This is a genomic window from Oceanihabitans sp. IOP_32 (assembly GCF_009498295.1).
GTDB classification, from domain to species: Bacteria; Bacteroidota; Bacteroidia; order Flavobacteriales; family Flavobacteriaceae; genus Wocania; species Wocania indica.
The window spans coordinates 1369746-1383757 of record NZ_CP040813.1 but is presented as its reverse complement, the minus strand read 5'-3'; the positions used below and the strand labels follow the sequence as shown (position 1 = coordinate 1383757).

At 35.8% G+C, this 14012-nt stretch carries 10 protein-coding genes; 6 read left to right on the top strand and 4 right to left on the bottom strand.

Annotated elements, in window-relative coordinates; genetic code table 11:
• Positions 1-72: 72 nt before the first annotated feature.
• From FEZ18_RS05745 to FEZ18_RS05720, 6 genes are all read left to right on the top strand, one after another.
• Positions 73-519, top strand: a complete 447-nt coding sequence (locus tag FEZ18_RS05745; RefSeq protein WP_153267426.1) for a TM2 domain-containing protein — start codon at positions 73-75, stop codon at positions 517-519.
• 555 nt (positions 520-1074) lie between these two features.
• Complete coding sequence (locus FEZ18_RS05740) at positions 1075-1515, top strand: PepSY-like domain-containing protein (RefSeq protein ID WP_153267425.1); 441 nt, start codon at positions 1075-1077, stop codon at positions 1513-1515.
• 288 nt (positions 1516-1803) lie between these two features.
• Positions 1804-2292: an IPExxxVDY family protein gene (locus FEZ18_RS05735; protein ID WP_153267424.1), complete on the top strand. Its 489-nt coding sequence runs from the start codon at positions 1804-1806 to the stop codon at positions 2290-2292.
• Positions 2293-3735, top strand: coding sequence for a pyruvate kinase (gene pyk / locus FEZ18_RS05730; RefSeq protein ID WP_153267423.1), 1443 nt, complete (start codon positions 2293-2295; stop codon positions 3733-3735).
• A 322-nt stretch (positions 3736-4057) separates the two neighbouring features.
• Positions 4058-7453 carry a transcription-repair coupling factor gene (mfd, locus tag FEZ18_RS05725; RefSeq protein ID WP_410505147.1) on the top strand — a complete coding sequence of 1132 codons (3396 nt, stop codon included), beginning with the start codon at positions 4058-4060 and terminating at the stop codon, positions 7451-7453.
• Between the two features lie 30 nt (positions 7454-7483).
• Complete coding sequence (locus tag FEZ18_RS05720; protein WP_153267421.1) at positions 7484-8812, top strand: TlpA family protein disulfide reductase; 1329 nt, start codon at positions 7484-7486, stop codon at positions 8810-8812.
• Positions 8813-8828: 16 nt separating this feature from the next.
• Here FEZ18_RS05720 and FEZ18_RS05715 read toward each other — a convergent pair whose 3' ends face one another.
• From FEZ18_RS05715 to FEZ18_RS05700, 4 genes are all read right to left on the bottom strand, one after another.
• Positions 8829-9188 (bottom strand): YraN family protein, encoded by a 360-nt coding sequence (locus tag FEZ18_RS05715; RefSeq protein WP_153267420.1) that lies wholly within the window; start codon positions 9186-9188, stop codon positions 8829-8831.
• 1781 nt (positions 9189-10969) lie between these two features.
• Positions 10970-12130, bottom strand: a complete 1161-nt coding sequence (locus FEZ18_RS05710; protein ID WP_153267419.1) for a metal ABC transporter permease — start codon at positions 12128-12130, stop codon at positions 10970-10972.
• Positions 12123-13244 carry a metal ABC transporter permease gene (locus FEZ18_RS05705; RefSeq protein ID WP_153267418.1) on the bottom strand — a complete coding sequence of 374 codons (1122 nt, stop codon included), beginning with the start codon at positions 13242-13244 and terminating at the stop codon, positions 12123-12125. The genes FEZ18_RS05710 and FEZ18_RS05705 overlap by 8 nt, the downstream gene beginning before the upstream one ends.
• Positions 13244-13981: a metal ABC transporter ATP-binding protein gene (locus FEZ18_RS05700; protein WP_153267417.1), complete on the bottom strand. Its 738-nt coding sequence runs from the start codon at positions 13979-13981 to the stop codon at positions 13244-13246. The genes FEZ18_RS05705 and FEZ18_RS05700 overlap by 1 nt, the downstream gene beginning before the upstream one ends.
• Between the last annotated feature and the right edge of the window lie 31 nt (positions 13982-14012).

The following is a 14012-nucleotide window of genomic DNA, read 5'->3' as shown; positions in this document are numbered from 1 at the left end:
TACCCGTATTATTTTAATGGCTGTTCAATATTTTTTTTTAACTTTAACAATTAATTATAAAACAATTCAAATATGTCAGATGAAAAAAATTTTAGTGACAATCTAGACGATAAGACGGATAAAGCTAAAGAAGGCGCTAAAAAAGCGGGTGATAAGGCAGGAGAATTTGCCCAAGGTGCTAAGGAGAAAGCTAAAGATTTTGCTGAAGAAGCTAAGGAAACAGCTTCAGAATTTACCGAAAGTGCAAAGGAAACATTCGGCTCTGGTGAAAATAAAAAAGTGTTAGCAGGTATTTTAGCTATTTTATTAGGCTCTTTAGGGGTGCATAAATTTATTTTAGGGTATAACAAAGAAGGGATTATACTTTTAGTAACAACTCTTGTACTAGGTACTGTTACTTGTGGTTTTGGTGCTGGTCTAACATATCTTGTTGGGTTAGTAGAAGGTATTATTTACTTAACAAAATCTGATGAAGACTTTTATAATACGTACCAGGTAGGTAAAAAACCATGGTTTTAATAAGCCTGTGATACCACAAAATATTAAAAGCCAAAATAAATTGTTTTGGCTTTTTTTATACCCGATATTGTGGCTTATACCTTCATATAAAAACGTCTGCTTGCAGTTAAAATTTCGCTTTAATAAAACGTAAAATATCGTTTTTAAATGCTTCAGTTTTTTAAATTCGCTGTGTTATACCAAATTAACCATGTCATGTCGCCTATGGCTCGTTTACTCACATCTTTCTATTTTATAAATAGGTGTTCATGATGTGCTTCGCAGTTCTTTTTCGTCCATATTTCGGTTTAAAATCAAACCATAACTTAGGCTATGCTTTGATTTTAGCTCACGCCCTTATTATAGTAAAATAACGAGTTCGTGAATCTGCGATTTCTATCTCATCGAATCAAAAAATAATTCAAACTCACCATACGGCATTTCAAAATTAAATTGGTACTAGAATCAAACATTTTAAGCTATAAAAATTAAAAACTGGTATAATTGTTGATTCAAAACTCTTCGACCTCATGAGGTTGTTAATAAAATTATTTAATCATAAAAATTTAATATCATATGAAAAGTCCTATGAAATTTTTAGTGCTCACATTTATTATGTTTTCAGTAAGTTTAACAAGCTTTGCTCAAGATAAAATTATTCCAGCAAGCGAACTGCCAAACGAAATTAAAAGCTATTTAAGTAAGCATTTTCCTAATAACTCAATCCTGCAAGCTCAGGTTGATAAAGAATTATTTTCCACATCTTATGAAGTGATTTTGCAAGATAATTTTAGTTTGGAGTTCGATTCCAAAAACAGAGTGACAGATATTAGCGGAAAATCACAACTGCCAAATAGTGTGATCCCTAAGTCTATTTTAGAGTACGTAAAATCAAATTACCCAAACAACATTATTTTAGACTGGGAATTAGACGATAAAAACCAGCAAATTGAACTGGATAACGGATTAGATTTAGAGTTTAATATGCAAGGAGCGTTTTTAAGAATTGATGGCTAGATAGCTTCTAATAAGACCAATAAAGAACAGATATTGTAAAAATTTAATCTGTTTATAAGTAAAAATAAGCCAAGTACTTTTTTAAAAGTACTTGGCTTATTTTATATGCAAGAGTTAGACCTTAAAGGTAAAAAAGTCGTTAAACAGACACCTTTTTTTGTTTTTAATAAAGGGTTTTTTATAAAATGAAACTATAACGTTTTAGTGGTTTTATTCGTTAAGATTACGATAAAGGTATCACAAGTAAAAATTTTAAATATTATCTTTACAATTATTAACAACTAAGGCATGTCTGTACATAAACTTATTTTAGATGATGTTTTTGAAGAAGCCCTGTACACCTTAATAGCCATTCACTGTTCTATAGAAGATTATAGGTTAGCTTATCTCCTCAATAAAAATTTGGGAATAAACCTCGTAAGAAAACCTAGAGACTTAGACTGTTCTAAAAATGGTTCTTTTTATTCCATCTTCCAATGGGAAGATCAAAAACAATTAACCACCTGGAGTTTGGTATCTAATATTTGTAATACAATAGAGGCTTCTCCACAACATAATCATCAATCGTTATTTAATGCAGAAGGGCAAATAACAAAAACATTTAATCTGTTGCCAGAACACAAAACCGTAAACTATTTTCTAAAAATAGATAACGACACTAATTTTTATGATGACGCTTATGTTTTAAATAAGATTTTGAAAATTTCGAAAGTTACAACAGCTTTTATTGTGGATGTTGATCAATTAAGATCAAAAGATAATTTAATTTTTTACTAAATGTTAATAAGAAAAAAAACCAAAATAGTAGCGACCCTGGGTCCAGCTACAAGTACTAAAGAAACGCTTAAAGCTATGCTTGAAGAAGGCGTAGATGTTTTTAGAATTAACTTTTCTCATGCCGATTATAAGGATGTTGAAGCACGTATTAAAATGATACGTGAACTCAATGACGAACTGGGCTATAGTGCCGCAATTTTAGGAGACTTACAAGGGCCAAAGCTTCGTGTAGGTGTTATGAAGGAAGATGTCGTGGTGCAAGAGGGTGATGAAATAATTTTCGCAACTGGCAAACGCTTTGAAGGTACAAAAGAGCGTGTTTTTATGACTTACGAAAGGTTTCCTCAGGACGCTAAACCTGGAGAGCGCATTTTATTAGACGATGGAAAATTAATTTTTGAGGTTGTTTCCACGAATAAAACAACCGAGGTTAAGGCACGGGTTATTCAAGGAGGACCTCTAAAATCTAAAAAAGGGGTAAATCTTCCTAATACAGCCATATCTCAGCCAGCTTTAACCGAAAAAGATGTAGAAGATGCGATATTTGCTATAGGTCAAGAGGTAGACTGGCTGGCCTTGTCTTTTGTGAGACATGCCGAAGACTTATTAAAATTGCGCGATTTAATTAAAGAGCATAGCAAACATAAAATTCCTATAATCGCTAAAATAGAAAAACCTGAAGCTGTAAAAAATATCGATAAAATTATTTCGCATTGCGATGGCCTAATGGTTGCTCGGGGTGATTTAGGCGTTGAGGTACCCGCTGAAGAAGTGCCACTTATTCAAAAAGAATTGGTGTTTCGGGCTAAAAAAGCAAGAATTCCGGTAATTATCGCTACACAAATGATGGAAACCATGATTTCTAGTCTCACACCCACTAGAGCCGAAGTTAACGACGTAGCGAACTCCGTTATGGATGGCGCAGATGCTGTGATGCTTTCTGGAGAAACATCTATTGGAAGCTACCCCGTGCAAGTTATAAGACAAATGGCAAACATTTTAAAAAGTGTAGAGAATTCAGATTTAATTAAAGTACCTGAACTGCCACCACACATCCGCACCAAACGGTACATTACAAAATCTATATGTTATCACGCCGCAATAATGGCAAACGAGATAAATGCTAAAGCCATTTCAACCCTTACCAATAGCGGTTATACGGCGTTTCAAATTTCGGCTTGGAGACCTTCATCACATATTTTAGTATTCACCTCCAACAAGCGTATTTTAACACAACTTAGTTTGCTATGGGGTGTTAAGGCCTTTCATTACGACAAATTTGTAAGTACCGACGAAACTATTGAAGATGTAAATAAAATTGCTTGCGATAAGGGATATTTACAAACTGGAGATATGCATATAAGCTTAGCGGCCATGCCAATTAAAGAAAAAGGGATGGTAAACACATTGCGAGTTACCGAAATTTCAAACTGCTGTGATTAATGGTTTTGGGCGTGACTCTTTTTTGCTAAGATAAAAAAGGTCACGCTTTTAGTCTTCGTTTTTTATTTTGAGTTAAGTACCCGTTCTATAGCGATACACTTAAATCTTATCACAAGCACAACAAAAGCATGCTGTTGTAAATGCAAACACCATGACTATGGGAATTTGAAAGCCTTGGTTTTTAAAAAATAAGGGCATATCAAGACGAGTGAATCAAAAAAGGATCAAAAAAATAATTGTAAACCGTATATTTGCAATCTTAAAATTTAATAACTAGGTGAGTCAATCTATCCTCTCGCAAACCTATGCACAGACTTTGCAAATGCAAAATCTGCAAACTGCCATTGCCAAAAACAAACCTTTAGATCCTGCACAAGACCAGTCTAAAATACATTTAAAAGGACTTGTAGGATCGTCTTTTTCTTTCGTGATATCGAATGTTTTTAAACAAAGTAAGAATCCTTTTTTAATTATTTTTAACGATAAAGAAGAAGCGGCACACTACCTAAACGATTTAGAGCAATTGTGTAACCCAAAAGATGTGTTGTTTTATCCAGGTAGTTACCGCAGGCCTTATCAAATTGAAGAAACCGATAATGCTAATGTACTGCTTCGTGCCGAGGTGTTAAACCGTATTAACTCTCAAAAAAAACCAGCCATAATTGTAACTTATCCCGATGCGCTGTTTGAGAAGGTAGTCACTAGGAAAGAGTTGGAGCGTAATACATTAAAAGTCGCGCTAAACGATAAAATATCTATAGATTTTGTAAACGAAGTTTTATTTGAATATCAATTTAAACGTGTCGATTTTGTAACCGAACCTGGTGAGTTCTCAGTGCGTGGTGGTATTGTAGATGTATTTTCATTTTCGCACGACAAGCCATATCGCATGGAATTTTTTGGTGATGAGGTCGATAGCATTCGAACTTTCGATGTAGAAACCCAGCTTTCTTTAGAGCAAATAAAGAAAATTAATATCATCCCCAATGTTGCCAATAAATTACTAAACGAAAACCGCCAAAGTTTTCTAAAATATATCGCTCAGAAAACAGTTGTCTGTTTTAAAAACACCGATTTGTTCTTTGCGCGAATAGACGATTTTTATGAAAAAGCCCAAGACGCTTTCAAATCACTCGACTCCGAATTAAAACACGCGAAACCAGAAGCCCTATTCACGAATTCAGTTTTACTAAAAAAACAATTATTAGATTTTTCTTTACTAGAATTTGGAAGCACATCTGTTTTTAGAAACAAAGGCATGGCTAGCGAAACGAAACAATCTGTTTCATTTGCAGAGACTAGTGCGTCGCAAACGTCTCGTAACGAGGTAAAAGAAATATCTTTTAATACCACACCACAGCCTTCATTCAATAAGCAGTTTAATCTTTTAATAGAAGATTTAAATACGAATCATGAAAAGGGCTACACCAATTATATTGCTTGTGTAAGCGAGCAGCAAGCTAAACGCTTTCACGATATTTTCGACGATTCTAATCTTGACGTTAAGCAGTATCAAACTATTATTTTATCCTTATATCAGGGTTTTATAGATCACGACAGTAAAATCGTGTGTTATACCGACCATCAAATTTTTGAGCGTTATCATAAATTTCATGTTAAAAATGGTTTTGCCAAAAAACAAGCCATCACTTTAAAGGAGCTTACTAATTTAGATATTGGCGATTATGTTACGCATATCGATCACGGTATAGGACGCTTTGGTGGGCTTCAAAAAATTGATGTTGAAGGCAAAAAACAAGAGGCCATAAAATTGGTTTACGGGGAGCGGGATATATTATATTTAAGCATTCATTCCTTACACAAAATCACTAAGTTTAACGGTAAAGATGGTAAGGCTCCAAAAATTTATAAATTGGGCAGTAATGCCTGGAAAACCCTAAAACAAAAAACAAAAGCACGTGTTAAACATGTGGCTTTTAATTTGATAAAACTTTACGCCAAACGTAAAACCGAAAAGGGCTACCAATACAATCCAGATAGTTATATGCAACACGAGTTGGAGGCGTCTTTTATTTATGAAGACACACCCGACCAAAGCACAGCTACCGCCGATGTAAAGGCAGATATGGAAAGCACGCGCCCAATGGATCGGTTAGTTTGTGGCGATGTGGGATTTGGTAAAACCGAAGTGGCTATTCGCGCCGCATTTAAAGCCGTCGATAACGGGAAACAAGTTGCTGTATTAGTGCCAACAACCGTACTCGCCTATCAGCATTCCAGAACATTTAAATCGCGTTTAAAAGACTTTCCAGTTACCGTAGATTATGTAAACCGCTTTAGAACAGCCAAAGAAAAACGAGAGACTTTAGAGGGTTTAGAGAACGGAAACGTCGATATTATTATTGGCACGCACCAATTGGTAAACAAAAATGTAAAGTTTAAAGATTTAGGATTGCTTATCGTAGACGAAGAACAAAAATTTGGCGTTGCCGTAAAAGAAAAGCTAAAGACCTTAAAAGACAACGTCGATGTGTTAACCCTTACCGCTACTCCAATACCGCGTACCTTACAATTTAGTTTAATGGCAGCACGAGATTTATCGGTCATTACAACACCGCCCCCAAATCGATACCCTATAGAGAGTCATGTTATTCGTTTTAACGAAGAAACCATTCGTGATGCAGTAAGTTATGAGATTGAGCGTGGCGGACAAATATTCTTTATTCATAATCGTATAGAAAACATAAAAGAAGTGGCTGGCATGTTGCAACGTCTAGTGCCCGATGCTAAAATTGGTATTGGTCATGGGCAAATGGAGGGTAAAAAACTTGAAGAACTCATGCTGTCTTTTATGGATGGTGCTTTTGATGTTTTAGTGAGTACCACCATTGTAGAAAGTGGCCTTGATGTGCCAAATGCCAACACGATTTTTATTAATAATGCCAATAATTTTGGTTTGAGTGATTTGCACCAAATGCGTGGTCGTGTTGGTAGAAGCAATAAAAAGGCCTTTTGTTACTTTATAACTCCAGAGTATTCTGCAATGACCGATGATGCTAGAAAACGCATCACGGCCTTAGAGCAATTTACAGAGTTGGGTAGCGGTTTTAATATCGCTATGAAAGATTTAGAAATTCGAGGGGCAGGCGATCTACTTGGTGGCGAACAAAGTGGTTTTATAAATGAAATAGGATTTGATACCTATCAAAAAATACTTAATGAAGCCATTGAAGAACTTAAAGAAAACGAGTTTAAAGATCTTTACGATGAAGATGAAACCGATAAAGTGTATGTAAAAGAGGTAACTATAGACACCGATTTCGAGCTGCTTTTCCCAGACGATTATGTAAATAATATAGCAGAACGATTAAATTTATATACCCAACTTAATCAGTTAAAGACCGAAGTCGATTTGCAAAAGTTTGAATCGAACCTCATAGATCGTTTTGGAGAATTACCATCACCAGTAGTCGATTTGTTAGATAGCGTTAAGATAAAATGGATGGCTACAACATTAGGATTCGAAAAAGTTATTATGAAAAAAGGTAAATTTATTGGGTATTTTATAACCGATCAACAAAGTAAATTTTACCAAAGTGATAGTTTTACTAAAGTACTTAAATTTGTACAATCAAACCCTAATATTTGTAAGATAAAAGAAAAGCAAACTCGAAATGGTTTAAGGTTATTGCTTACTTTTGATGCAGTTAAAACAGTACAGCAAGCCTTGGCGATTTTAAAACCCATTACGGCTTAAGTAGTGTTGACGAAATTTAAATTTAGAATCATGTTGAAATTATTTCTTGCCTTAATCTTAATATTGCCAAATATGCTTTTTGGTCAACATACTATAAAAGGTAAGTTTACACCTGCGCAATCCTATAATATGGCTTTGTTATACCGAGTAACACCAACGGTTTCAAAGTATGTTACAAATGCCGAAATTAAAAATGGACTATTAGAATTTAAACTGGATTCTACTATAAAAAAAGGCATATTTAAAATTGTATACGCTATTCCGCAAGAAGATTATAATTTTGATATTATTTACAACGGAAAAGAAAATATAGAATTCACATTCAACTCAGAAACTGGTGTTAAATTTCAATCCTCATCAGAAAATAAATTACTAGCGTCTTATACTAATAGTATGTCAATGATAACGCATAGTATCGGTAATTTTTACAGAGAAGAAAGCAAAGATTCCCTAACTCTTAACTCTATTTTTAAAACGCAGCGCGAAGCCCAAGCGAGCTACGAAGCCCTAGCGAAAGGGACTATAGCACTAGAATTTATAAAAGCAAACCGGCCTTATATTCCTAAAACATTCGAAGATGTAGAAACCTATGTAAAACATTTAAAAAAGCATTATTTTGATCATGTTGATTTTAATAACGACATTTTACAGAGTTCAGATTTCTTTCAAGAGCGAATGCTAAATTATATATTTGGTTTATCGCAGGATAACGAAGATGAAATCACTAATTACAAAAAGAATATCGACGCTTTTTGCCAGGCCATGACAAAGGCTCCAAATGAAACAAAACGGGTCTTGCTAATCGATTTATGGCAACAAATGATTGATCTAGGTTTAGAGGAGGTTGCAAATTATATTTCTGAAAAGCATTTAATTAACATTGCAAAAAAATTAAACGATACCGATTTAGTTAGGGATTTAACCGTGTTTAAAAACACTTCAATTGGAAATAAAGCCCCAGATTTCTCTTTTGAGATTACAAGCGCATCAAATAAAATCACTAAAAAATTAAGTGAGTTACTTTCAGCCGAACATTACGTGATTGTTTTTTGGAGTAGTACCTGCGGGCATTGTTTAGACGAGATTCCGGAATTGCAAAAGTTCATAAAAACAGTAAATGCCAGCAAGCTAAAAGTGCTAGCTATTGGGCTAGAAAATGAACCTACGGCATGGAAGAGTTTAATCAAAAATTATTCCGAATTCACACATATTTATGGCGAAGGTAAATGGGATAATAAAATTGGTAACGCTTATGGAGTTTATCAAACACCAACCTATTTTATTTTAAATAGAGATAAAGAAATTGTGGCTAAGCCATACGATTTTGAGGCTTTAAAATCATTTTTTGAAGTTGAGTAGTTTGTTGGTGTAAGTCTTAAAAATGATAAAAAGCATTTTCTAGGTGCTCAATTTTAAAGCTGTTTGGTTCTTTAACAATGGCAATAATATCAAAACGTACTTCCACGTCTAAATCTTTAGAGTTTACATACTCATCTACTGCTTTTACGAGTCGTTGTATTTGTTTGGGTTTTACAAAATCTTGCGGATTTCCAAAATCGGTTGTCGATCGGGTTTTAACTTCAATAATGGCGAGTATATCTTTTTTTTGAGCAATAATATCAACTTCAGCTTTATCAAAACGATAGTTACGCTCAATAATGTCGTATTTGTTTTTCAACAGAAAATCTACTGCGAGTTGTTCGCCCTTTTTTCCAAGTTCGTTATGTTTTGCCATATTGCTAAAATAAATATATTAAATGAGATTGCCACTATCTCTCAACAGGAGGTACAACTGAAGCACATTTTTTAACGCGTTTTTAAATTAATCGTCATGGCGAGGAAGCATGACGAAGCCATCTTTCAATTAAACGGCAATTAAAACGATGAGATTCTTCGCTGTGCTCTGAATGACAGGTTGTGCTCTGAGAGACAAGCTACGCCCAATATAACAACCAGCTTTAAAGCAAAGCACATCATAATAACCCGTCATGGCGAGGAAGCATGACGACGCCATCTTTTCAATTAAACAACAAGTAAAATCATAAGATTCTTCGCTGTGCTCTGAATGACAGTTTGTGCTCTGAGAGATAAGCTACGCCCTATATAACAACCAGCTTTAAAGCAAAGCACATCATAATAACCCGTCATGGCGAGGAAGCATGACGAAGCCATCTTTCAATTATAACAACAAGTAAAATCATGAGATTCTTCGCTGTGCTCGGAATGACAGTTTGTGCTCTGAATGACAGTTTGTGCTCTGAGAGACAAGCTACGCCCTATATAACAACCAGCTTTAAAGCAAAGCACATCATAATAACCCGTCATGGCGAAGAAGCATGACGACGCCATCTTTTCAATTAAACGGCAATTAAAACGATGAGATTCTTCGCTGTGCTCTGAATGACAGTTTGTGCTCTGAGTAACAAGCTACGCCCTATATAACAACCAGCTTTAAAGCAAAGCACATCATAATAACCCGTCATGGCGAGGAAGCATGACGACGCCATCTTTTCAATTATAACAACAAGTAAAATCATGAGATTCTTCGCTGTGCTCTGAATGACAGTTTGTGCTCTGATTGACAAGCTACGTCCTATATAACAACATGCTTTAAAGCAAAGCACATCATAATAACCCGTCATGGCGAGGAAGCATGACGACGCCATCTTTTCAATTAAACGGCAATTAAAACGATGAGATTCTTCGCTGTGCTCTGAATGACAGGTTGTCCTCTGAATAACAAGCTACGCCCTATATAACAACCAGCTTTAAAGCAAAGCACATCATAATAACCCGTCATGGCGAGGAAGCATGACGACGCCATATTTTCAATTAAACAACAAGTAAAATCATAAGATTCTTCGCTGTGCTCTGAATGACAGTTTGTGCTCTGAGAGATAAGCTACGCCCTATATAACAACCAGCTTTAAAGCAAAGCACATCATAATAACCCGTCATGGCGAGGAAGCATGACGACGCCATCTTTCAATTAAACGGCAATTAAAACGATAAGATTCTTCGCTGTGCTCTGAATGACAGGTTGAGCTCTGAGTAACAAGCTACGCCCTATATAACAACCAGCTTTAAAGCAAAGCACATCATAATAACCCGTCATGGCGAGGAAGCATGACGACGCCATCTTTCAATTATAACAACAAGTAAAATCATGAGATTCTTCGCTGTGCTCTGAATGACAGGTTGTGCTCTGAGTGACAAGCTACGTCCTATATAACAACCAGCTTATCATAATAACCCGTCATGGCGAGGAAGCATGACGAAGCCATCTTTTCAATTAAAAAAACAAGTAAAATCATGAGATTCTTCGCTGTGCTCTGAATGACAGGTTGAGCTCTGAGTAACAAGCTACGCCCTATATAACAACCAGCTTTAAAGCAAAGCACATCATAATAACCCGTCATGGCGAGGAAGCATGACGAAGCCATCTTTCAATTATAACAACAAGTAAAATCATGAGATTCTTCGACTCCGAATATATTCGGAATGCACTGAATGCCATTAGCCTCTGAACAAAAAGAAATCATCCTTCATGTGTTCTATTTTTGCATCTTCGTTGGTAATGATATAATCGATGGCTTGTGAGGTGAAATCGTCGCCTTTTTTAGTTAACGAGACGATCTGGTTTTCAATGACAATCATATTATTTTTTAGAGCCAAATCTAAAACGGTTTTTGATCGCACTTTTTGCCAATTAATATGCTCGTTTAAATGCTTTACATGGCGTTCTTCGAGTTCATTATGATTTTTTAAATGCAGTAAAAAAGTTATTAGAGAGACTTCTGTGCGTTGTTGTTTTTCTCTGTAAAGCACCGCAATAATGCCTTTGCTGGGCGCAAATAAATACACCATTAAAAAAAACAAACCCAACATGGTGGTTATCGAGCCCGCAATGGAAGCATCAAGCCAATGCGCAATCCAATAACCAGAAATAGCACCTAAAACGCCAAAACTTATGGCAAGCCCAAGCATTTTCTTTAAATTAGTAGTTAAAAGATAGGCGGTTGCGGCAGGGGCAATCATAAGTGCTACCACTAAAATAGAGCCCACCGCATCAAAAGCACCAACAATGGTTACTGAAGAAACCGACATGAGGCCGTAATGAATTATAGCTGGCGAAAACCCCATGGAGGCTGCTAAGCCAGCATCAAAGGTGCTTACTTTTAGTTCTTTAAAAAAGGCCAATAACAACAAAATGCTTACTATTAAAATACTACCAATAACCCAAAGTGATTTTGGTCCTACATCAACACCAGAAATAAGTAATCTATCAAAAGGAGCAAAAGCTAATTCACCTAATAAAACGGAATCTACATCTAAATGAATGTCGCTGGCGTTTTTGGCAATCATGATCACACCGATACTAAACAAAGCTGGAAAGACTAAGCCAATAGCTGTATCTTCTTTTACCAATCCTGTTTTTTGAATATACTCCACCAAAACAACCGTAATAATTCCGGTTAAAGCGGCCAGTAAAATAAGTAATGGGGAGTTGAGGTCTTGGGTTATAAAAAAACCGACAACAATACCCGGCAGAATGGAGTGGCTTATGGCATCGCTAATCATAGCCATCTTACGTAGCACTAAAAACACGCCTGGAATGGCGCAAGCCACGGCCACTAAACTGGCAATTAATTGTATTTCTATTTGCGCACTATTCATGAGTTTTTTGAGTGTATAAATTAGCAGCAGTCTTAAAGCCTTCTTCAGTTAAACTCCACATATTCCCGTCAAGTGTAACATAATTTTTTTTGACTAGCTTTTGAAGGGTTCCTCGGGTATACCCCTGAAAATTATTCAATATTTTAATGGCGTGGGGATGTGAAATGTTATCGTGTGTTTCTGCAATATGATACATGAAGGCTAATGTTTTATGAAGTTCTAAATCCCGTCTGTTATTTCTAAAACGAATTTGCTTAAATAATAAACCACGACTGGGTGAAAAAATAAATGAAAATATAACAAAAACAGAGGCCACTAAAACAATAACAGGGCCTGTAGATAAATTGTTTTGACTGGCGCTAATGGCTGTGCCAAAAACTCCAGAAAACGCTCCAAAAATAGCCGCAAGAAAAACCATGGTGCTCAAACTGTTTGTCCATTGTCTAGCCGCAGCAGCTGGAGCTAAAAGCATGGCACTCATTAAAACCACACCCACTGTTTGCAAGCCTAAAACAATAGCTAAAACAATAAAAGAAGTGATTAAAACATCAATGAATTTGGTATTAAAACCTAGGGTTTTTGTATAATCGGCATCGAACAAGAGCATTTTAAACTCTTTCCAAAAAAGCAATAGTACCAAGACACATATTCCTGTAACAATAGCCATAAGCCAAACATCGCGTTCAACTAGTGTGGCTGCTTGACCAAATAGATACTTATCTAAACCCGCTTGATTGGCGTTGGGTTGTTTCTGTATGAAGGTGAGTAGTAATATTCCGAAGCCAAAGAATAGCGATAAGATTAAACCCAAAGCCGTATCCGACTTTAGATGCGTTTTGGTGATAATACCTCTAATCCAAAACGTTCCAATTAAACCACTTACCAAAGCACCTAAAAGCAGTACATTCGTGTCTTTTGTACCAGTAATTAAAAAAGCAATAGCAATACCTGGTAAAGCCGCATGAGAAATGGCATCGCCCAAAAGGCTTTGTTTACGCAATACAGCAAAGCTACCAAGCATACCTGTTACAGCACCTAAAATAGCTGTGCCTAGCGTGATGGTTCTAAGTGTATAATCACTAAATACTAAAGAAAAATAGTCTTGTAAATTCATTACTCCTGAACACTTACTTTATAATTAATACCATAGGTTTTGGTTAAATTATCGTCGTTAAAAATATCTTTAATAGGACCTGTGGCAATTTTTTTTACATTTAAAAAGGTAACCCAATCAAAATATTCTGGAACAGTTTGTAAATCGTGATGCACGACAATAACGGTTTTTCCAGCTTTTCGTAATTCCTTTAAAATGTTGATAATAGCTATTTCTGTTGTGGCATCTACACCTTGAAACGGCTCGTCCATAAAATAAATAGAGGCGTTTTGTACTAGGGCTCTTGCCAAGAATATGCGCTGTTGTTGTCCGCCAGAAAGCTGACTTATCTGCCTATTTTTAAAAGCCAGCATCCCTACTTTTTCTAAAGCTTCGAGTGCTGCCTTTTTTTCTTTTTCCTTGGGCCGTTTTATCCAACCTAAACTGCCGTAAGTTCCCATCATCACAACATCTAGTGCTGTGGTTGGGAAATCCCAATCTACACTTCCTTTTTGTGGTACATAAGCGACGAGATGGCGTTGCTTTTCATAAGGTTTTCCGAAAATACTAACACTTCCGGCAATGGGTTTTAAAATACCCAAAATTGCTTTTATAAGCGTAGATTTTCCCGCGCCGTTTGGTCCTACAATAGCCATAAGTACACCTTCTGGGATTTCTAAATCGATATCCCAAAGTACGGGTTTGTAATTGTAAGCCACGGTTAGATCGTCTACTTTTATTGCTGTTTTTTGTTTCATCTTTTATGTTTTTAATGTTCATTTTGCCTTG

Excerpts from the sequence above, each read along its gene's own strand:
- FEZ18_RS05745 (WP_153267426.1), top strand. The coding sequence starts at position 73 with ATGTCAGATGAAAAAAATTTTAGTGACAATCTAGACGATAAGACGGAT.
- FEZ18_RS05740 (WP_153267425.1), top strand. The coding sequence starts at position 1,075 with ATGAAAAGTCCTATGAAATTTTTAGTGCTCACATTTATTATGTTTTCA.
- FEZ18_RS05735 (WP_153267424.1), top strand. The coding sequence starts at position 1,804 with ATGTCTGTACATAAACTTATTTTAGATGATGTTTTTGAAGAAGCCCTG.
- pyk (WP_153267423.1), top strand. The coding sequence starts at position 2,293 with ATGTTAATAAGAAAAAAAACCAAAATAGTAGCGACCCTGGGTCCAGCT.
- mfd (WP_410505147.1), top strand. The coding sequence starts at position 4,058 with ATGCAAAATCTGCAAACTGCCATTGCCAAAAACAAACCTTTAGATCCT.
- FEZ18_RS05720 (WP_153267421.1), top strand. The coding sequence starts at position 7,484 with ATGTTGAAATTATTTCTTGCCTTAATCTTAATATTGCCAAATATGCTT.
- FEZ18_RS05715 (WP_153267420.1), bottom strand. The coding sequence starts at position 9,188 with ATGGCAAAACATAACGAACTTGGAAAAAAGGGCGAACAACTCGCAGTA.
- FEZ18_RS05710 (WP_153267419.1), bottom strand. The coding sequence starts at position 12,130 with ATGAATAGTGCGCAAATAGAAATACAATTAATTGCCAGTTTAGTGGCC.
- FEZ18_RS05705 (WP_153267418.1), bottom strand. The coding sequence starts at position 13,244 with ATGAATTTACAAGACTATTTTTCTTTAGTATTTAGTGATTATACACTT.
- FEZ18_RS05700 (WP_153267417.1), bottom strand. The coding sequence starts at position 13,981 with ATGAAACAAAAAACAGCAATAAAAGTAGACGATCTAACCGTGGCTTAC.